Below are 19,554 nucleotides of genomic sequence, written 5' to 3'. Positions count from 1 at the left end.
CCAGAAGCTGTCGGAGCGTCGCGCCAAGGCCGCTTACGACTACCTGACCAGCAATGGCGTCGACGCCGGTCGCCTGCAGGGTCCGGTCGGCTACGGCGAGAGCCGCCCGCTGGAATCGACCCCGCAGACCTTCCCGGCCTGCAAGAGCGAGGTCAACCGTCGTACCGAGCTGAACGTCCAGAACTAATCGTCTGGAACGGCGCAGGCTCCGGCCTGCGCGCGGCAGCACCCACGAAGCCCGGCCTCGCGCCGGGCTTCGTTTTTTTCCGCTCGGCGCCGGCCGCGCCGAAGCTGACCAAGCTGAATTGAGCATCGCGCGAAAAAACCTCGATAACCGCCTGATTTCGCGGGTTGTCCGGCGCGTTCGCCGCGCCTACACTGGCGCATCGTTCAACGGTGCGGCGATGCGTTCGCGCCGAACCCGGGAGATCCACATGCGCCGAGTCCTTGCCGCCACGTCGTTGTTCCTGTTCGCCGCCGCGGCGCAGGCGCAGACCGCCAATTGCGCGGCGCTCACCGCCGCGCGCGCGCAGCCGGTCGAGCCGACCCTGATCGCGCCGATCGCGCCGGAACTGGTCGCGCCCGCGCACCAGCTCGGCGCGCCGAGCGGCGTGCTGTCGCAGGCGCTGGACGAAGCCCTGTCGGTCGACCAGGTGCTGCTGCGCATCCGCCTGGAAGGCTGCAACGTGGCCAAGGCCGCGCCGGCTTCGACCGGCATGCCCTCGGCCAACGACCCGGCCGCCTACAAGCCCAAGACCGAATTCGACAACACGCCGTGGCGCTTCAACATGAGCCAGGGCGGCAAGCGCATGACCGCCGACGAGTTCAGCGCCTGGATGAAGGCCAAGGGCGTGCGCGTGGCCAAGGGCAACGGCACGGCGGCTGCGCCCGCACCGGCGCCGGTCGCCGAAGCCGCGCCGGCCGCGGCCGAGAAGGGCAAGAAGAAGTAAGCCGCGCCAGCGGCGCAAGCGATGCGGCCGCGGGCATTGCCTGCGGCCGTTTCGTTTTTGGCGCCGTGCGCGGCGGTCGCCGTCGTTTCGCAGCCGAGTACCGAGTCGTCGCCTTGAGTCCGCCTCCGCCCCGCCATGGTCTGGCCCGCGTGCTGTCCAAGCAGGGCCTATGCTCGCGCAGCGAGGCGGCGAAATGGATCGCCGCCGGGCGCGTCGCGGTCGACGGCCGGGTGGTGCGCGATCCGGAGTTTCCGATCGTGCAGGGACGTCAGCGCATCGCCGTCGACGGTCAGGCGATCGAAGCCGCGCAACGCCTCTATCTGATGCTCAACAAGCCGCGCGGCCTGGTGACCACCGCCCAGGACGAGCGCGGCCGCGACACGGTCTACCGTTGCTTCGACGGCGCTCAGCTCGACGGCTCGCCGTTGCCTTGGCTGGCGCCGGTCGGGCGGCTGGACAAGGCCAGCGAGGGCCTGCTGCTGTTCAGCAACGACCCGCAATGGGCGGCCGCGATCACCGACCCCGAGCGTGGCCCGGACAAGACCTACCACGTACAGGTCGACGCGATTCCCGACGCCGCCCTGCTCGCGGCCTTGCATGCCGGCGTCGCCGAAGACGGCGAGCGGCTGCGCGCCAAGTCGGCGACCCTGCTGCGCGCCGGCGAGCGCAACGCCTGGTTGGAGATCGTGCTCGACGAGGGCCGCAACCGGCAGATCCGGCGCCTGCTGGCCGCGTTCGACCTGGAGGTGCTGCGGCTGGTACGGGTCGCGATCGGCGCGCTGGCGCTCGGCGATCTGGCCAAGGGGCAATGGCGGCGGCTGGACCCGCAGGACCTGCAGCGGCTGCGCTGAGCGTGCCGCGGCGCACCCTGGCGGCAGCGGAAATCCGACCGCAGTAACGGTCGCGGGCGCCGTCCGCGGCTTATGGTGGGCGCCGGAAACGCCGCTGCGCTCCGCGCGCGGCCATCGCGCGACAAGGAGGTGCGCCGCCGGCCCGGGCCATGCCCGCAGGAGGCCGGCCCGATCGGAGCATCGCAAACCCTAACGTGGTTCCCATCGCGCCTTGCGGCCCCCGGCCCGCGGCGCGCCGACTCGTCATGCCAAGGAGAGACCTACGATGTCGCAGCAAACCCTCACGCCCGCGCGCAAGCCCCACGCCTGGACCCAGCGCCTGCGCGCTCTGCTGGTCGCCGCATTGTTGAGCTTCAGCGCCGGCGCCATCGCCGATCCGGCGATCGCCAACCAGATCCTGCAAGCGGTGCGTTACGACCGGCAGGTCCTGGACATGGATCTGCAGATCGCCAAGATCCACGTGCAGAACGGCAACGTCGCCCAGGCGCGGCTCTACTACACGCGCGCGCATATGGACGCGACCATGCTCAGCGTCCAGCTGGCCAAACTGCAGCAGCAGAATCTGGATTCGCTCAACCGCGGCCTGTACAGCAACCGCACGGCGATGGAGTTGGCGGTCTCCAAGGGCCAGATGGCCAAGCTGCAAAGCCAGTACATCGAGATGGACCTGGCGATCCTGTCGCAGCTGCCGACCTCGATGGAACATCGGGTCAAGCTGGATATGGATCTGCTGATGTTCAACATGACCATGCAGCAATTGGAACAGGCGATGCGCGACGCTTGAGCGTGCCCGGCCCGACGGGGCGGCCGCTGTGGCCGCCCCGTCCTGATAGTGCACCCGCTCGGAGAAATAGGGTGATGGCCGACCGCTAGGATGAGTGAGCCGTGCGAACTACGCCGCCTTTTCCTAATTCACCACGCAGGTGAGCGTTACCGTCACGCTCGCACCGTTAGCCAAGGTGCCCAACGCTACGCCGCTTCCCAATTGCGCCAGGGTCAACCCGGCCGGGCAGGCCGTGCCGGTGCAGGTCGGAGGCGCGGTGCAGGTCAGGCCGATGCGGCTGCCGGGCGGGTCGGTCAGGATCGCGCCGGTCACCGCGTCCGGGCCGTTGTTGGTGACGAGGATGGTATAGGTCGTGGTTGCGCCCCGGGTCAGCGTGTCGCCGGCCTGGTCGTTAGGCCCCGAGCCCGGCGTATTGGTCTTGCTGATCGACAGGTCCGACAGGCTGCGCGTATTGGTGTACGTGCAAGTGACCGTTTCGCCGGTAGCCAAGCCGATCGTCGCCGTCGCCCCGCTGGTCGTGGTTCCCCCGCTGGGATCGCTGCAACTCAAGCCGGTCAGGTTCCAGCCCGAGCCGGCCGCCGCCGCCACTTCCGTCACCGTGTAACTGCCTGCGGCCAGACCGGTGAAGGTCCTGGTATTGGACAGCGTAGCGTCGGCATCGTCGTCCAGGCTGAAGCCGCTCAGGCCCGTGCCGGTCGTAGTGAAGGCGAAATCCTGCGCATCGTTCGGCACCGCGTCCTTGACGATGGTGATCGTGCCCTGCTTGGTGTTGGTGTACGTGCACTGCACCTGATCGCCGGTGCCCACGTTGCTGAGCGTCGCCACTCCCGTCGCCGGATCGGTGGCGATCGTCGGCTGCGTGCCCACGCTGCCCAGGTCCGTACAGCTCAAAGCGGTCAGCGCGAACCCCGCGGTCGGCATCTCGGTAATCGTCACCGTCGTCGTGTTGGCGCCCGACAGTCCCTCCACGCTGGTGTTCGTCACCGCCGAGCCCGATACCGTAGTCAGCACCTGCGGACCGGCCGGGTTGACCGTCGTACCGGCCAGCGACGAGGTCTGGGTAAAGTTGAACGTCCCGTCGCCCCCCACCGTATTCTTCACGATCACGATGCGCGGGTTGCGCACGTTGTTGAACGTGCAAGTCACGTCAGCGCCGGGCACCAGAGTCACCGTCGCCGTGCCGTTCGGCGAGCCGCTCGGGGCGGCGTTGTCAACATTGGTCGAGAACAGGCTGCCTACCGGCGCGCCCGCAGCATCTGCGCAGACGATGTTGACTAGGTCGTACTGATTGATGTCGGCGCTATTCAACTCGTTGAGAGCGATGGTCCCTGCAGGAACAATGTTGCTGTAGGTCTGGGTCGCGGTCAGTGAAGATCCTGATGCCACCGAGGGATTGAGTTGGAAGTTGGTTGCTGTGGCCGCGTTCGGCGAACCGGTCGCCGTTGCCGGCACTCCCGACTGGCTGAAATCGAAGGCCGCGCCTTGACCCGTCGGCACCGACTTCACGACGCGCAACGTCGCGTATTGGATCAGGCCGATATTGAAATTGGGATGGATGCCGCTGGGATCGTCGGAGCGCAGCACATTGAGGATGCCATCGCGCGGCTGCACGCCGGTGGAGCCGTAGGTGGCATTGGGCGTTTCGCTGATCACGGTATGGCCGCTGGGCCAGGAGGCAGTGTTGATCGTCTGCCCTGGGGCGGGCGCTGAATTGAGCAGGACGAGCTTTTGCCCGATGTCGGCCGTGGACCACGCAGCCAAGTTGAGCGCGTAGGTGCCGTCAGCGGCTATCTGAACGAAATCGATGACTTTGCCGTTGTTTCCGATCGCTGCCACGTATGGCAGCGTTGCGCTGAACAGGCCGTCGCCGGCGTCGTAGAGGCCGTTCTGGTTGTTGTCCAGATAGATTCGGCCGCTGATCGTAGCGGTGGCCATTTCGATCAGGATGTCGTCGACCACCAAGTCGTTGCCGGAGGTGGTGACGAAAGCAGGCGCGGAATTGTAGAAATTGAAATACAGGGCCGAGCCGGCGTAATTGACCGGCAATTGGAACTGCAGGGAACGATTGATCCAAGGGATCACGTTCTGAACCGCAGGCACCGAATCATCCGGCGGCGGGGTGATCCCAAAAGCAGGGCCCCCGGCATTGGAAGCGCGCGGCAAGGCCGTTGCGCCGTTGGGGTCGCTGCCGTACAGGATGCCCGTGCCGTTGGCCCCGTCGCGCACGGTCATGCCGATGTACGCATCGAAATAACCGCCGCCCGCGTACGAGCGCAGGATATTGGCGGCCCAATAGTTCAAACGGTAGCTTGCGCCGGGGATGTCGGCCACCGCAGTGCTGTACAGGTAGTAGGTGCCGTTGGCCTCACCCAGGCGAGCCGGATTGGCGTTGAACAACGCCATGTAGCCGGTGCCGGTGGTGTGGTCCCCGCCGTGCTGCCATTGATTGCTGTACCCGAAGCCGAAGTCGTCGCTGTAGGTCGGGTTCTTGGTGACCGAGTATTGCCCGTCCGCCACCCCGCCCGTGCCGTTGTAAACGGTGGTGTTCGTGTTGGGCGCATAGTCGGTGGTGCCGGGGTTGAGTTCGACCGTCGGACTAGTACTGACGTTCGGCGCCCCCGTTCCGAATGTTTCGTCGACCAGCGCCCGCCAGGTCGACTGCGCGTGTGCGACCGGCATTGTCAGCAACGCCGCGGCCAAGATCGTAATTCGCCCGATCGGGTGCCGGGCGACGCTGCGGCTCCGGTAAGGCCGCGCTGCCGTCGCGCCGGCCAGGGCTGTATGCATGGTTCTCATCGAAGCGGCCTCTCTAGCTGTCCAGACGAATTCGCGACAGCGCTCGCCGCGGCGAGGGGCGTCCGGCCGTCGACTCGGTACCACCGGCCGAGCGGGCGAAGCGGGTCCCGCCCGGCGCCGCACCCGGCACCGGAAGTTCGGGCCATTGATAAAAAGGAGGAGACCCAAGCAGTTCGTGCGCTTGCAGATCCTGCGCGGTCAAACGGGCGCGAATTGGCGCATTTCGTCGCCCTGGGGCGACAGCCTTTGTGAGCATTCGGAGGTCGCCCCTCGGCGGTGGTTACGTTGCGAATGTAGAAACCGCTCGCCGCAGACCGCGGGAGGCATTTATTCGCCATTTATCCCGGTTTGCCGGGTCGGCTACGGCGGCCTTGGAACCCGGCCGAACCAGAAAGCCCCGCGACGTCCCGTCCTGCCGAAACGGGAAGGGAACTCGCGGTTGCGCTACAGGCGCTCGATTGCGCGCCCGATTGCTCAAGCACTTTTATCGGGCGACGGGTTGCTATCCCGAAGCCGGTCCTCAACCCTGCCGGCGAGAGGATGCTGTGCCGTGCGCGGAAGGCCCCGAAGGGGGCGAGCGAAGGGGGCATGCATGAGAACCAAGCCGAGTCCTTCGATACCCGCTCACGTAGGCGGGAAGGGGGGGTGGGTCAGGCTGCTCGTCTGTTTGGCTGGCTGGGCCGCGGTAATGGACTGGCGGGAGGGTTTTCGCCGTCGGCCGATCAGGCAGAGCGTCGAGAAGATCCGGTTGGCGGCACGGACACCAGGCCTTCCGCGAGCGGGGCCCGGTTACTGCGTCCGCATGCCCCACCTCAGCGGCGCACCCGCACCATTTCATTGGATGGATGCGCCATCGGAGCTCGGCCTGAGCTTCCATCGCGATGCGCGACAACGCGTCGGGCACCACACCGAACGACGCGTCCCGGCCTCTGCCCCTGAATCCCTAGTCTCCCATCCCGTCGCCTAGGGGCTCCCGCCAGCGCGCCAGGCGCGCATCGAGCAGCGCCGCGACCACGTCCCGCGCCCGCGCATCGCCGGGGCCGCGCGCGTCGTGGCTGGCGCCCTTGCCGTGATTGCAGGGCGCGCAGGCGAGGGCGAGGTTGCGCGGGTCGTCGGCGTCTTCGCCGACCTGTGCGGTCAGCGCCGCCGCGGCGCGACGGCCGAACCAGGCGCTGGGCACCACGTGTTCGAGCGAGGCCGAGCCGATCGCTGTGCCGTCTTCGCGCAGGGCGAGCGCGCGCCGGCAGTGCAGGCAGCGCGTGCGCCACACGCCGTCGGCAGGGGCGAAGCTCGCCAGCGCGTCGGTGCGCACGGCTTGCAGCAAGCGGCGGCGCAGAGCGGCGCGCACGGGCTCAACAAACGCGAACGGCGCCGGGAGTGCCGGCGCCGTCGCGGAAGCGGTCGGTGTCCGCCGTCACCGGTGGCTCAGCCCTGGATCACGCCGAGCTCGCGGCCGATCTTGACGAAGGCGTCGATCGCCCGATCCAGGTGTTCGCGGGTATGCGCCGCCGACATCTGGGTGCGGATGCGCGCCTGGCCCTGCGGCACCACCGGGTAGAAGAAGCCGATCGCGTAGATGCCTTCCTCGAGCAGGCGTGCGGCGAACTTCTGCGCCAGCGGCGCGTCGTACAGCATCACCGGGCTGATCGGGTGCACGCCGGGCTTGACGTCGAAGCCGGCAGCGGTCATGCGCTCGCGGAAGTAGGCGGTGTTCTGCGCCAACCGTTCGCGCAGTTCGCCGGCGGCCGACAGCATCTCGAAGGCCTTGATGCCGGCGGCGACCACGTGCGGCGGCAGCGAGTTGGAGAACAGGTAGGGACGCGAACGCTGGCGCAGCAGTTCGACCACTTCCTTCTTGGCGGTGGTGAAGCCGCCGAGCGCGCCGCCCATGGCCTTGCCGAGGGTGCCGGTGAAGATGTCGATCTTGTCCATCACCCCCTTGACCTCGGCCGAGCCGCGGCCGTGGGCGCCGAGGAAGCCGGTGGCGTGGCACTCGTCGATATGGACCAGGGCGTTGTACTTCTTCGCCAACGCGGTGATCTCGTCCAGCGGGGCGATGAAGCCGTCCATCGAGAACACGCCGTCGCTGGTGATCAGCTTGGTCTTGCAGCCGGCCGCGTCGGCGGCCTGCAACTGCTTCTCCAGGTCGGCCATGTCGCAGTTGGCGTAGCGGAAGCGCTTGGCCTTGCACAGGCGCACGCCGTCGATGATCGAGGCGTGGTTGAGCGCGTCGGAGATGATCGCGTCGTTCTCGCCCAGCAGCGGCTCGAACAAGCCGCCGTTGGCGTCGAAGCAGGCGGCGTAGAGGATCGTATCCTCGGTGCCGAAGAAGCCGGCGATGGTCTTCTCGAGCCGCTTGTGCAGGTCCTGGGTGCCGCAAATGAAGCGCACCGAGGCCATGCCGAAGCCGTGCGTGTCCAGCGCGTCCTTGGCCGCCTGGATGATGTCCGGATGATCGGCCAGGCCGAGATAGTTGTTGGCGCAGAAATTCAGCACCGTGCGCCCGTCCTCGAGCACGATCTGCGCCGACTGCGGGCTGGTGATGATGCGTTCGGACTTGAACAGCCCGGCGGCGCGGATCTCGTCGAGGGTGTCGGCGTAGTGTTGGGTCAGGGAGGGCATGGGATTGGGGATTTGGGATTCGGGGATTGGCAAAGCGAAACGGCGCAGCGGCGAGGAAGCGGTTGGGGAGGGATCGCGTCGACGAATCCCCATTCCCGAATCCCGGCTCTCGTCAATTCCAGCTAAGCACGACCTTGCCCGCCTTGCCCGCTTCCATCAGGTCGAAGCCCTTCTGGAATTCGTCGATCGGCAGCTGGTGGGTCAGCACCTTGCCGAGCGGGAAGCCGGACAGCACCAGCTGGGTCATCTTGTACCAGGTCTCGTACATCTTGCGGCCGTAGATGCCGTGCAGGGTCAGGCCCTTGAAGATGATCTTGTCCCAGTCGGCGCCGGCGCCCTTGGGCATGATGCCGAGCATGGCGATCTTGCCGCCGTGGTACATGCAGTCGAGCATGTCGTTGAAGGCGCGCGGGTTGCCGCTCATCTCCAGGCCGACGTCGAAGCCTTCCATGTGCAGGTCGGCCATCACGTCCTTGAGCGACTGGTTGGCGACGTTGACCACGCGGGTCGCGCCCATGTCGGCGGCCAGCTTGAGGCGGAAGTCGTTGACGTCGGTGACCACCACGTTGCGCGCGCCGATGTGCTTGCAGATGCCGGCGGCGATGATGCCGATCGGGCCGGCGCCGGTGATGAGCACGTCCTCGCCGACCACGTCGAACTCCAGCGCGCAATGCGCGGCGTTGCCGTAGGGGTCGAAGAACGCGGCCAGTTCGCTCGGGATCTGGTCCGGGATCGGCCACAGGTTGCTGGCCGGCATGACGATGTATTCGGCGAAGGCGCCGTTGCGGTTGACGCCGATGCCGGTGGTGTTCGGGCACAGGTGCTGGCGGCCGGCGCGGCAGTTGCGGCAATGGCCGCAGACGATGTGGCCTTCGGCCGAGACGCGCTGACCCGGGCGGTAGCCGGTGACGCCGGGGCCGAGGTCGACGATGCGGCCGACGAACTCGTGGCCGATCACCAGGCCGGGCTTGATCGTGCGCTGGCTCCAGTCGTCCCACAGGTAGATGTGCAGGTCGGTGCCGCAGATCGCGGTTTTCTCCAGCTTGATCAGCACCTCGTTCGGACCCGGCACCGGTACCGGCACCTCTTCCATCCAGATGCCCTTGCCGGCTTCGCGCTTGACCAGTGCCTTCATCGTTTGCGTCATGGGGTCGTTACCTGAGAGCCGCGGCGCCGCCGCGCGGGAAAGAAGCGCGAATTATACGCCGCCGCCCCGGGGCGGGCCGGGCCCGGGTTTGCCGGGGTCGGCCGGCTTGGCCTATCGTCGCGGCTTCGTAATGTCCCGGAACGACCATGCGCCCCCGTGTGTTAGCCCTGTCCCTGGCCCTGTGCGCGACCGCCGCCCAGGCCGATGAAGGCATGTGGATGCCTTCGCAATTGCCCGAGATCGCGCGCCAGCTGCGCGCCGCCGGCTTCCAGGGCGATCCCGCCGATTTGGCCGAGTTGACCCGCGCGCCGATGAACGCGGTGGTCAAGGTCGGCGGCGCCACGGGTGCCTTCGTCTCCGCCGACGGCCTGGTGCTGACCAACCACCACGTTGCGTTCGGCGTGATCCAGTACAACTCCAAGCCCGAGCGCGACCTGATCCACGACGGCTTCGTCGCCGCCGACCGCGCCGCCGAGCTGCCGGCCAACCCCGACTTCCGGGTGCTGGTCACCACCGGCTTCGACAAGGTCACCGAGCGCGTGCTCAAGGACGCGCGCGGCAAACGCGGCCGCGCCTACTACGACGCGGTCGACGCGGCCAGCAAGGCGCTGGTCGCCGAATGCGAGCGCGAAGCGGGCTATCGCTGCAGCGTCGCCAACATGTACTACGGCACCGACTTCTATCTGATCCGCCAGCTCGAGCTGCGCGATGTGCGCCTGGTGTACGCGCCGCCGGACAGCATCGGCAACTACGGCGACGAGGTCGACAACTTCGTCTGGCCGCGCCACAGCGGCGACTTCACCTTGCTGCGCGCCTACGTCGGCAAGGACGGCCAGCCCGCCGACTACTCGCCCGACAACGTGCCCTACGCGCCGCCGGGGCATCTGCAGGTCGCCACCGAGCCGGTGCGCGAGGGCGACTACGCCATGCTCGCCGGCTATCCGGGCGTGACCTTCCGCCACCGCATGGCGTCCGAGTTCGTCCAGCAGATCGAGTGGCAGCTGCCGTCGCGAGTGGATCTGTACGCGGGCATGATCAAGACCATCGAGGCCGCCGCCGGCAACGACCCCGAGGCCAAGGTGCGCTACGCCGCCCAGGTCGCCGGCTTCAAGAACACCCTCAAGCGCGCCCAGGGCGAGCTCGACGGCCTGCGCCGCAGCGACGCGGTGCGGGTGCGGCGCGAGGACGAGGCGGCGATGCTGGCGTGGCTGGATAAACAGGCCGGCGCGCGCGCGACCCGGGCCGATATCGACTCGACCCAGAAGGTCCTCGACGCCGGCGCGGCCACGCGCGAGCGCGACCAGTTGTTGACCGCGATCCGCAGCCAGGCGCAACTGCTCGGCGCCGCGTTGACCGTGCAACGCCTGGCGCTGGAACGGGCCAAGCCCGACGCCGAGCGCGAATCGGGCTATCAACAGCGCGACGAGACCTTGATCGCCGGGCGCCTCAAGCAGATGCAGCGCCGCTACTGGCCGGCGGTGGAGAAGGAGCTGCTGCGTCATCTGCTGCTGCAGTACAAGGCGCTGCCGAAGACTCTGCGCGTGGCCGAAATCGACCGCGTGTTCGAAGGCGAGGACGAGGCCGCGCTCAAGCGCAGCATCGATGCGCTGTACGCGCACACCGGTTTCGGCGAAGAAGCCGCGCGCCTGGAGGCGATGAAGAGCGACGCCAAGGCGCTGCAGTCTTCGGACGATTCGCTGCTGCGCGCGGCGGCGGCGCTGACGCCGGCCTTCCTGCGCATCGAGGAAGAGGGCAAGGTGCGCGAAGGCGAACTGCTGCGCCTGCGCCCGGCCTACATGCGCGCCTTGATCGCGTACCGGCACTCCCAAGGCCGCGCGGTGTACCCGGACGCGAACTCGACCCTGCGGGTCAGCTACGGTGCGGTCAGCACGATGGACCCGCGCGACGGCGTGCGCTACCAGGCCCTGACCACGGTCCAGGGCATCCTCGAGAAACACACCGGCAGCAAGCCCTTCGACGCGCCGCAGCCGCTGCGCGAGGCCATCGCCAAGGGCGATTTCGGCAGCACCGCCGATCCGCAGCTCAAGACCCAGACCGTCGACTTCCTGACCAACCTGGACACCACCGGCGGCAACTCCGGTTCGCCGGTGCTGGACGCCCGCGGCCGCCTGATCGGCTTGAACTTCGACAGCAACTGGGAGGCGGTCAGCGCCAGTTGGATGTACGACCCGCGCTACAAGCGCGCGATCCACGTCGACATGCGCTACCTGCGCTGGCTGCTGGCCAAGGTGTATCCGGCGCCGCATCTGCTGAAGGAAATGCAGTTGCCGGCGGAATGAGGCCGGAACAGGAGGCGGCGGACAGCGGGGCGGCTTTCCCTGTCCCGTCTGCTGATCCTCGGCCAAGCGCTATCTCATTGATTCCGTTGCAAGTTAAACTCGCAATCCATTTTTCTTCGTCGATCAGGGGTATACGCATGCGCTACACGACATTGGCCGCGGCCGTCGCGGCCGGGACGCTGGGCTTGGGCCTGGCCACGACGGCCGGCGCCGTCGAAGGCATGTGGGTGCCGCAGCAGTTGCCGGAGATTTCCGCGCCGCTGAAGAAGGCCGGACTCAAGCTCGACGCCAAGCAACTGGCCAACCTCACCGGCGATCCGATGGGCGCGGTGGTCTCGCTCGGCGGCTGCACCGCCAGCTTCGTCTCGCCGCGCGGCCTGGTGGTGACCAACCATCATTGCGCCTACGGCGCCATCCAGCTCAATTCGACCGCGCAGAAGAACCTGATGCGCGACGGCTTCAACGCCGCCACGCCGGGCGAGGAAGTTTCGGCCGGTCCGGCCTCGCGCATCTACGTGCTGGATTCGATCCAGGACGTGACCGCGCAGATCAAGGCCGCGATCGACGAGGCGGTCGAGCCGATCGACCGCACCCATGCGCTGGAGACCGTGCAGAAGCGCCTGATCGCGCAGTGCGAGGCCGAACCGGGCTACGGCTGCGAGGTCTACAGCTTCTTCGGCGGCAGCACCTACCGCCTGTTCCGCCGCATCGAGATCAAGGACGTGCGCCTGGTCTACGCGCCGCCCGGCAGCGTCGGCAACTACGGCGGCGAAGTCGACAACTGGATGTGGCCGCGCCACACTGGCGACTTCTCCTTCTATCGCGCCTATGTCGGCAAGGACGGCAAGCCGGCCGCATACTCGAAGGACAACGTGCCCTACCAGCCCCGGCACTACCTGAAGATCGCCGACAAGCCGCTGGGCGAGGGCGATTTCGTCATGGTCGCCGGGTACCCGGGCCGCACCAACCGCTACGCCCTGGCGGCGGAGTTCGACGCCACCGAAGGCTGGGCGTACCCGACCATCGCCCAGCACTACAAGAACCTGGTCGCCCTGGTCGGCGAAACCGCGAAAAAGGACCCCGAGATCGGGGTCAAGTACGCCAGCACCGTGCGCGGCTGGCAGAACACGCTGAAGAACTACGACGGTCAGCTGGAAGGCTTCGAACGCGTCGGCGTGTCCAAGAAGAAGCACGCCGACGAAGACGCGGTGTTGGCCTGGCTGGGCAAGCGCGGCAAGGCCGGCGCGCCGGCGCTGGCCGGTCACGCCAAGCTGGTCGAGCTGATCGAAGCGTCCAATGCGCACCGCGACCGCGACCTGGTGTTCTCGCAGCTGCGCCGCTTGGGCGTGGTCGCCGCCTCGGGCACGCTGTACCGGCTCGCGGTCGAGCGCGCCAAGCCCGACGCCGAGCGCGAGCCCGGCTATCAGCAGCGCGACCTGCCGTCGATCAAGGCCGCGCTGGAGCAGATGGAGCGCCGCTACGACCCGCGCATGGACCGCGAGCTGCAGGCCTATTGGCTGCGCGAGTACCTCAAGCTGCCGGCCGGCGAGCGCATCGCCGAACTCGACCGTTGGCTCGGCGGCAACGACGAGAAGGCGATCAAGCGTGGCCTGGACAAGCTAGCCAAGACCAAGCTCGGCAGCACCAAGGAGCGCCTGGCGTTGCTCGACGACGACCGCGCCGCGATGGACAAGAGCCGCGATCCGGCGATCCAGCTGGCCAAGGCGCTGTACCCGGCGGTGCTGCGCCTGGAGCAGGAAGGCAAGGCCCGCGACGGCGAAGCGCTGGTCGCGCGCCCGGCCTACCTGCAGGGCGTGATCGACTACCGCAAGAGCAAGAAGCAGGCGGTCTACCCGGACGCCAACTCGACCCTGCGCATCACCTTCGGCAACGTCAAGGCGTACACCAAGCTCGACGGCAGCAAGCAGGCCGCGTTCACCAAGCTCGAGGAAGTCGCGGCCAAGGCCACCGGCGAAGAGCCCTTCGACGCTCCGCAGAGCCTGCTCGACGCGATCGCGGGCAAGCAGTACGGCGGCCTGAGCGACAAGCGCCTGAAGACGGTGCCGGTGAACTTCCTGTCCGACCTGGACATCACCGGCGGCAACTCCGGTTCGCCGGTGTTGGACGGCGAGGGCAAGCTGGTCGGCCTGGCCTTCGACGGCAACTGGGAATCGGTGAGCTCGAACTGGCTGTTCGACCCGACCATGACCCGGATGATCTCGGTCGACCAGCGTTACATGCGCTGGATCATGCAGGAGGTCTATCCGGCGCCGCAGCTGCTGACCGAGCTGGGCGTGCCGATGCAGAAGCCGAAGAAGTAAGACGCTTCGCGCCGCGGTACCAGGGATCCAAAAACGCCGGCCGCCTAGCGGCCGGTTTTTTTTTGCGCCGGCCGCGTACGGCTCGTAGGAGCGGCGTGAGCCCCGACATCCGAAGCGGTGTATGCAAGCGCGGCGGCCGGGCTGCGGATACCGGAATTGCGGTGCCGAACCGTGTCGCGCCGCTTCGGCCGATGGCGTGGTATTTCACCGTTTCGGATGTCGCGGCTCACGCCGCTCCTACAGGGACAGGGTTCGCAAGGACTGCGCCTGCTCTTGCTAATCCCCAATCCCCGCGTTAACGGAAATTTAGCGCCCGTACCCGCGCAATCTGAGCGTTGGGTGAAGCCATGTCCCGGCCGGCCGCCGCGCGATCGCCGCCGGCCGCATCCGGCATGGCCTTGGCCGAAACAGCCGGGCTAGACTCGTCCTCCCTTCGAGTCGATCGGACGTCTGGATGCGATACACGGTGCTGGCCCGCGCGGTGGTTGTGGCAGGAGGCTTGTTCGGCCTGGCGGCCTGGAACGGTCCCGCGCTTGCGGTCGAAGGCCTGTGGACGCCGTCGCAATGGCCGGAACTGGCGCCGCAGCTCAAGCAGGCCGGCCTGCGCGCCACGCCCAAGCAACTGGCGCAGTGGGCCGATCCCAAGGGCGATCCGCTCGGCGCGGTGGTGCCGCTGGGCAGCTGCACCGCCAGCTTCGTCTCGCCCAAGGGATTGTTGCTGACCAATCACCATTGCGCGCTCGGCGCGATCCAGCTCAATTCCACCGCGCAGAAGAATTTGCTGCGCGACGGCTTCCGCACCGGCACCAACAACGACGAGGTCTCGGCCGGGCCGAACGCGCGGATCTTCGTGCTCGACTCGGTGCAGGACGTGACCGCGCGGGTGCAGACGGCGCTAAGCGCCGCCGCCGATCCGCTGGCGCGGATCGCCGCGCTCGACGCGCTGGAGCGGCAGCTGATCGCCGAATGCGAAGCCGAGCGCGGCTATGCCTGCCGCTTGTACAGCTACAGCGGCGGCAACCGCTATCAGCTCCAGCGCAATATCGAGATCCGCGACCTGCGCCTGGTCTATGCGCCGCCGGACAGCATCGGCAACTTCGGCGGCGAGAACGACAACTGGATGTGGCCGCGCCACACCGGCGACTTCGCTTTCTATCGCGCCTACGTCGGCCAGGACGGCAAACCGGCGGCGTTCGCCATCGACAACGTGCCCTATCAGCCCAAGCGCTGGCTCAAGATCGCCGACAAGCCGCTGGGCGCTGGCGATTTCGTCGCCGTGGCCGGCTTTCCGAGCCTGACCAACCGTTATGCGATGGCCGACGACTTCGCCGCCAACGCCGACTGGACTTATCCGACCGTGGCCGGGCATTACCGCCGCCTGGCCGCGCTGGTCGAAAGCGAGACGCGCAAGAGCCCCGAGATCGCCGGCAAGTACGCCGCGACCGTGCGCGGCTGGCAGGGCGCGGCGGTCAACTACGACCGCCAGCTCGAGGGTTTCCGCCGCGCCGGCGCGGTCCAGGCCAAGCGCGAGGAAGAAGCCGCGCTGCTGGCCTGGCTGCGCAAGCAGGGCGCGGCCGGCGAGCCGGCGCTGGCCGCGCATGCGCGCCTGCTCGAACTCGGCGCGCAGGCGCGCGCAGTGCGCGAGCGCGAGCTGATCCTGGGCCAGCTGTTCGCGACCGGCTCGCTGGGCGCGGCGACCCAGCTCTACCGCAACTCGATCGAGCGGGCCAAGCCCGATGCACAGCGCGAGGCGGGCTATCGCCAGCGCGACGCGGCCGCGTTCGAGAACGGCCTGCGCCAGGCCGATCGCCGTTCCGATCCGCGCGTGGACCGGGCGCTGTACGACTACTGGCTGCGCGAGTACCTCAAGCTGCCCAAGGAACAGCGCGTCGCCGCGCTGGACCAGTGGCTGGAAGGCGACGACGAGAAGGCGGTCAAGCGCGCCCTCGACCGTCTGGGCAAGGCGCGCCTGGGCACGCCGGAGCAGCGCGCCGGTTGGCTCAAGGCCGACAGCGCCGCGTTCGAGAAGAGCAAGGACGGCGCGATCCAGTTCGCGATCGCGGCGATGCCGACCCTGCTGCAATCCGAGCGCGACATCCGCAACCGCGCCGGCGAAACCCTGAGCGTGCGGCCGGCCTACCTCAAGGCGCTGGCCGATTTCCGCAAGAGCCAGGGGCGCGTCGCCTATCCCGACGCCAACGGTTCGCTGCGCCTGGGCTACGGCACGGTCGTCGCCTACACCAAGGACGGCGGCGCCAAACCATTGCCGTTCACCCGGGCCGAGGAGATCGCCGCGCGGCATACCGGCAGCGAGCCGTTCAAGGCGCCGCCGGTGCTGCTGGAGGGCGTGCGCACCAAGCGCTACGGCGCGCTGGCCGACAAGCGACTGGGCTCGTTGCCGGTGAACTTCCTGTCCGACCTGGACATCAGCGGCGGCAACTCGGGCTCGCCGGTGCTGGACGGGCAGGGCAAGTTGGCCGGCCTGGTGTTCGACAGCAACCTGGAGTCGGTGAGCGCGAGCTGGGTGTTCGATCCGGCCGCGACGCGGACGATCTCGGTGGATCAGCGCTATATGCGCTGGATCATGCAGGAGGTGTTCCCGGCGCCGCGCCTGCTGGCCGAGATGGGCGTGCCTGCCGGCGGCAAATAGCGCCGCTTTTGTAGGAGCGGCGTCCCGCGGGGATTTCCTTCGGTCATAAGCCGCGACCAACCGCAGCGGTGCAATACCACGCTGCGGCCGAAGCTCCGCTGCGACAAGACCAATCGCCTTTGCCGGGTCGGTTCTGGCTTCGGAAAGTCTCGCTCGCGTACATCGCTTCGGTTGTCGCGGCTGACGCCGCTCCTACAGGGGCGAGCGAGGCCGGCTCGTGTAGGAGCGGCGTCAGCCGCGACCAACCGCAGCGATGCAATACCACGCCGCCGGCCGAAGCCCCGCCGCGACTAGACCAATTGCCTTTGCCGGGTCGGTCCTGGCTTCGGGAACTCCCGCTCGCATACATCGCTCCGGCTGTCGCGGCTCACGCCGCTCCTACAGGCGGCCGAGCGCATGCGGCGAATACAAGCGCGCCAACGACGAAGGACCGGCGAGGCCGGTCCTTCGATGCCGAACGCGCGCCAGGAATCAGCGCGGATTGCAGACCAGGTGGCCGACGCTGTACTTGGCGGTGCGGACGCCGGATTCGGTCAGCACGCCTTCGCAGCTCATCTGGGCCTGGCCGACGACGTTACCGCTGGCGTCGAAGTAGACGTAGAACTCGCCGATTTCGTCCGGACCCGGCGGGCGGGCGAGGGTGGTGGTGGCGACCAGGGCGGCGACCAGGCCGAGACCGAGGGCAAACGACTTACGCATGGCGAACTCCTTATCGAGCAGTGGCGTTGCTAGGAAGATCCGGCGCAGGGCCGGATGTCGGCGATGTCCGCGCAGCACGCGCGCGCTGCGCGCCGGGCGTCGCTCGCGCCGGGCGGCGTTCGTGCGTCGCGCGCTGTTAGGACCGGTACGTTCGGTACCGTAACGACGATGCGTCCGCGAGGTTGCGACGCGCGCGGTCCCGGCCGCGGCTGCGTGCGATGCGCGGACGCAGACCGCGATCAGTTCGGATCCGGATCGCAGATGAAATAGCCGTCGCTGTAGTTCTTGGTGAACTTGCCCCACGAGGCGCGGGTGTTGTCGCAGTTGATGGCCTGATAGCCGACCACGCTGCCGTTGTCGTCGTAGTAGTAATAGAACTGGCCCGGACCGGTGGGGCCGATCGCGGCGACTGCGGCGCCGACTGCGGCGATCGCCGCGAAGCCGAGCGTCAGAGCGAGTTTCTTGCGCATGGCGTTCTCTCTTCGATGCCGGCAGAGCGCCGGCGCGAAGACGCTAGGACGACGGTCGCGATTCCACAATGTGCCGGCGTGCTCGCAATCGTATCTTTGTGACGCGGGTCCGCGGCGCAATCGTAAATTGCTTATTCCTGCACACCTGCCCTTGCGTCGCCGGACGCGGTCCGGGCAGCGCGCGAACGCACTTGCACGCGCGAGCGCGCTGACTTAGGCTGCGCGGGCAGTCGCGGATTCCCATGCCAGCCGGCCCCGTCTCCCGACCCGTGTTCGATGCCGCCCCGCGCGGCGCCGCCGTCGGCGGCATCGCGGCCCGTCCGTTCAGGGCCCGAGATCTTTCCGTAGTGCCGGCTCGCATTCGCTCCGTCGTCTGTCCCCACACGACCTGGAGCTTGCGATGAAAGTACTGGCCTGCGATGGCATTCATGAAGACGGTCTGGCCCTGTTCCGCGAAGCGGGCTGGGACGTCGTCGTATCCGACCCGATCAAGGATCCCGCCGCGCTGGCGCAGGCGCTGAACGGGGTCGATGCCGTGCTGGTGCGCTCGGCGACCAAGGTCCCGGCCGAGGCGCTCGCCGACGCCGCGCAATTGCGCGTGATCGGCCGCGCCGGCGCCGGCGTGGACACCATCGACGTCGAAGCGGCCACCGAGCGCGGCATCGCGGTGATGAACGCGCCCGACGGCAACACCCTGGCCGCGGCCGAGCACGCGATCTCGCTGCTGTTCGCCCTGGCCCGCCACATCCCGCGCGCCGACGCCGGGATGAAGGCCGGCGAGTGGCCCAAGGCCGGCCTGACCGGCTTCGAGCTGGAAGGCAAGAAGCTGGGCGTGATCGGCCTGGGCCGCATCGGCGGCACGGTCGCGCGCAAAGCGCAGGGCATCGGCATGGAAGTCGCCGCGCACGACCCCTTCCTGCCCGCATCCGCGGCCGGCAAGGGCAGCGTGCCGCTGAAGACCCTGGACGAACTGCTGGCCTGGGCCGACGTCGTCACCCTGCACATCCCGCGCACCAAGGAAACCACCAACCTGTTGTCGGAAGCGCGCATGCGCGCGATGAAGCCGGGCGCCTATCTGATCAACGCCGCGCGCGGCGGCCTGGTCGACGAGGCCGCGCTGCTGGCGCTGATCGAGGAAGGCCACATCGCCGGCGCCGCGCTCGACACCTTCGTCACCGAACCGCTGCCGGCCGATTCGCCGCTGCGCGCCAATCCCAAGCTGATCCTGACCCCGCACCTGGGCGCTTCGACCAGCGAAGCGCAACAGGCGGTCAGCACCATCCTGGCGCGGCAGATCATCGATTTCGCCGCCACCGGCGCGGTCGCCGGCTGCGTCAATCTGCCGCCGCTGACCGCCGAGGCGGCGCGCGAAGTCGGCCCGTGGATGCCGCTGATGTCTTCGCTCGGCCGGCTCGCCGCGCGCCTGATTCCGGCGCCGACCCGGTTGGAGATCACCTACGCCGGCCGCACCGACGCGCTCGACACGCGCCCGTTGACCCGGCTGCTGGTGGCCGCACTGCTCGGCACCGCTTCGGGCCGGGTGACTCCGGTCAACGCGCTGCAGGAAGCCGCGGCGCGCGGCCTGACCGTGGCCGAGACGCTGGGCGGCGACGGCGACGGTTTCGATCGCCTGCTCAAACTGCGCGTGGTCGGCGAACAACGTACCCGCGAGATCGAGGCGACTCTGCACCGCGGCCCGCGCGTGGTCCGGCTGGACGGCGTGGAAATCGAGTTCGACCCGCAGGCGCACGTGCTGCTGCTGCGCAACGAGGATCGCCCGGGCATGATCGGCGCGGTCGGCTCCAAGCTCGGCGCGGCCGGCGTCAACATCGTCAATTTCGCCCTCGGCGCGGCCGGCGACGGGCAGGCGCGCGCGGCGATCACGGTCGACCGCCCGGTCGACGACGAACAACTCGCCGCCCTGCGCGCGACTCCCGGCATCCTCTCCCTGGCGCAGGTCTGAT

At 68.3% G+C, this 19,554-nt stretch carries 14 protein-coding genes; 8 read left to right on the top strand and 6 right to left on the bottom strand.

Annotated elements, in window-relative coordinates; all coding sequences use genetic code 11:
- The 4 genes from TX83_RS01665 to TX83_RS01650 form a co-directional block, all read left to right on the top strand.
- A partial coding sequence (locus tag TX83_RS01665; RefSeq protein ID WP_145982125.1) for an OmpA family protein occupies positions 1-187 on the top strand: 187 nt, incomplete at its 5' end.
- A gap of 247 nt (positions 188-434) precedes the next feature.
- The gene (locus TX83_RS01660) at positions 435-950 is read left to right on the top strand and encodes a hypothetical protein (RefSeq protein ID WP_064746182.1); all 516 of its coding nucleotides are present in this window, start codon (positions 435-437) and stop codon (positions 948-950) included.
- A 113-nt stretch (positions 951-1,063) separates the two neighbouring features.
- Positions 1,064-1,801 carry a pseudouridine synthase gene (locus TX83_RS01655; protein WP_064746172.1) on the top strand — a complete coding sequence of 246 codons (738 nt, stop codon included), beginning with the start codon at positions 1,064-1,066 and terminating at the stop codon, positions 1,799-1,801.
- Between the two features lie 265 nt (positions 1,802-2,066).
- Positions 2,067-2,585 carry a hypothetical protein gene (locus tag TX83_RS01650; RefSeq protein WP_064746171.1) on the top strand — a complete coding sequence of 173 codons (519 nt, stop codon included), beginning with the start codon at positions 2,067-2,069 and terminating at the stop codon, positions 2,583-2,585.
- 123 nt (positions 2,586-2,708) lie between these two features.
- Here the strand turns inward: TX83_RS01650 and TX83_RS01645 are convergent, their stop codons facing one another.
- From TX83_RS01645 to tdh, 4 genes are all read right to left on the bottom strand, one after another.
- Positions 2,709-5,372: a prealbumin-like fold domain-containing protein gene (locus tag TX83_RS01645; RefSeq protein WP_186442488.1), complete on the bottom strand. Its 2,664-nt coding sequence runs from the start codon at positions 5,370-5,372 to the stop codon at positions 2,709-2,711.
- Between the two features lie 952 nt (positions 5,373-6,324).
- Entirely contained in the window at positions 6,325-6,729 is a 405-nt protein-coding gene (locus TX83_RS01640; RefSeq protein WP_064746169.1) for a hypothetical protein, read from the bottom strand.
- A gap of 77 nt (positions 6,730-6,806) precedes the next feature.
- Complete coding sequence (gene kbl / locus TX83_RS01635; RefSeq protein ID WP_064746168.1) at positions 6,807-8,003, bottom strand: glycine C-acetyltransferase; 1,197 nt, start codon at positions 8,001-8,003, stop codon at positions 6,807-6,809.
- 112 nt (positions 8,004-8,115) lie between these two features.
- A complete protein-coding gene (gene tdh, locus TX83_RS01630) occupies positions 8,116-9,150 on the bottom strand; it encodes an L-threonine 3-dehydrogenase (protein ID WP_186442487.1) in 1,035 nt (344 codons plus the stop codon).
- A 146-nt stretch (positions 9,151-9,296) separates the two neighbouring features.
- Here tdh and TX83_RS01625 point away from each other — a divergent pair, with 146 nt between their 5' ends.
- The 3 genes from TX83_RS01625 (at position 9,297) to TX83_RS01615 (ending at position 16,421) form a co-directional block, all read left to right on the top strand.
- Positions 9,297-11,450, top strand: a complete 2,154-nt coding sequence (locus TX83_RS01625) for a S46 family peptidase (RefSeq protein WP_064746166.1) — start codon at positions 9,297-9,299, stop codon at positions 11,448-11,450.
- A 221-nt stretch (positions 11,451-11,671) separates the two neighbouring features.
- Positions 11,672-13,771: a S46 family peptidase gene (locus TX83_RS01620; RefSeq protein WP_186442489.1), complete on the top strand. Its 2,100-nt coding sequence runs from the start codon at positions 11,672-11,674 to the stop codon at positions 13,769-13,771.
- A 454-nt stretch (positions 13,772-14,225) separates the two neighbouring features.
- Positions 14,226-16,421 (top strand): S46 family peptidase, encoded by a 2,196-nt coding sequence (locus TX83_RS01615; protein ID WP_064746164.1) that lies wholly within the window; start codon positions 14,226-14,228, stop codon positions 16,419-16,421.
- 471 nt (positions 16,422-16,892) lie between these two features.
- Here TX83_RS01615 and TX83_RS01610 read toward each other — a convergent pair whose 3' ends face one another.
- Positions 16,893-17,120, bottom strand: coding sequence for a DUF6289 family protein (locus TX83_RS01610; protein ID WP_064746163.1), 228 nt, complete (start codon positions 17,118-17,120; stop codon positions 16,893-16,895).
- A gap of 239 nt (positions 17,121-17,359) precedes the next feature.
- Positions 17,360-17,590 carry a DUF6289 family protein gene (locus tag TX83_RS01605; protein WP_064746162.1) on the bottom strand — a complete coding sequence of 77 codons (231 nt, stop codon included), beginning with the start codon at positions 17,588-17,590 and terminating at the stop codon, positions 17,360-17,362.
- A gap of 400 nt (positions 17,591-17,990) precedes the next feature.
- Here TX83_RS01605 and serA point away from each other — a divergent pair, with 400 nt between their 5' ends.
- The gene (gene serA / locus TX83_RS01600; protein WP_064746161.1) at positions 17,991-19,553 is read left to right on the top strand and encodes a phosphoglycerate dehydrogenase; all 1,563 of its coding nucleotides are present in this window, start codon (positions 17,991-17,993) and stop codon (positions 19,551-19,553) included.
- Position 19,554 lies beyond the last annotated feature (1 nt).

This window comes from Lysobacter antibioticus HS124 (assembly GCF_000336385.2).
GTDB lineage: Bacteria > Pseudomonadota > Gammaproteobacteria > Xanthomonadales > Xanthomonadaceae > Lysobacter > Lysobacter firmicutimachus.
The sequence above is the reverse complement of the archived record's forward strand: the minus strand, read 5'-3'. Positions and strand labels throughout refer to the sequence as shown.

Excerpts from the sequence above, each read along its gene's own strand:
- TX83_RS01615 (WP_064746164.1), top strand. The coding sequence starts at position 14,226 with ATGCGATACACGGTGCTGGCCCGCGCGGTGGTTGTGGCAGGAGGCTTG.
- TX83_RS01650 (WP_064746171.1), top strand. The coding sequence starts at position 2,067 with ATGTCGCAGCAAACCCTCACGCCCGCGCGCAAGCCCCACGCCTGGACC.
- TX83_RS01620 (WP_186442489.1), top strand. The coding sequence starts at position 11,672 with ATGTGGGTGCCGCAGCAGTTGCCGGAGATTTCCGCGCCGCTGAAGAAG.
- TX83_RS01605 (WP_064746162.1), bottom strand. The coding sequence starts at position 17,590 with ATGCGCAAGAAACTCGCTCTGACGCTCGGCTTCGCGGCGATCGCCGCA.
- tdh (WP_186442487.1), bottom strand. The coding sequence starts at position 9,150 with ATGACGCAAACGATGAAGGCACTGGTCAAGCGCGAAGCCGGCAAGGGC.
- TX83_RS01660 (WP_064746182.1), top strand. The coding sequence starts at position 435 with ATGCGCCGAGTCCTTGCCGCCACGTCGTTGTTCCTGTTCGCCGCCGCG.
- serA (WP_064746161.1), top strand. The coding sequence starts at position 17,991 with ATGAAAGTACTGGCCTGCGATGGCATTCATGAAGACGGTCTGGCCCTG.
- TX83_RS01610 (WP_064746163.1), bottom strand. The coding sequence starts at position 17,120 with ATGCGTAAGTCGTTTGCCCTCGGTCTCGGCCTGGTCGCCGCCCTGGTC.
- TX83_RS01645 (WP_186442488.1), bottom strand. The coding sequence starts at position 5,372 with ATGCATACAGCCCTGGCCGGCGCGACGGCAGCGCGGCCTTACCGGAGC.
- TX83_RS01625 (WP_064746166.1), top strand. The coding sequence starts at position 9,297 with ATGCGCCCCCGTGTGTTAGCCCTGTCCCTGGCCCTGTGCGCGACCGCC.
- kbl (WP_064746168.1), bottom strand. The coding sequence starts at position 8,003 with ATGCCCTCCCTGACCCAACACTACGCCGACACCCTCGACGAGATCCGC.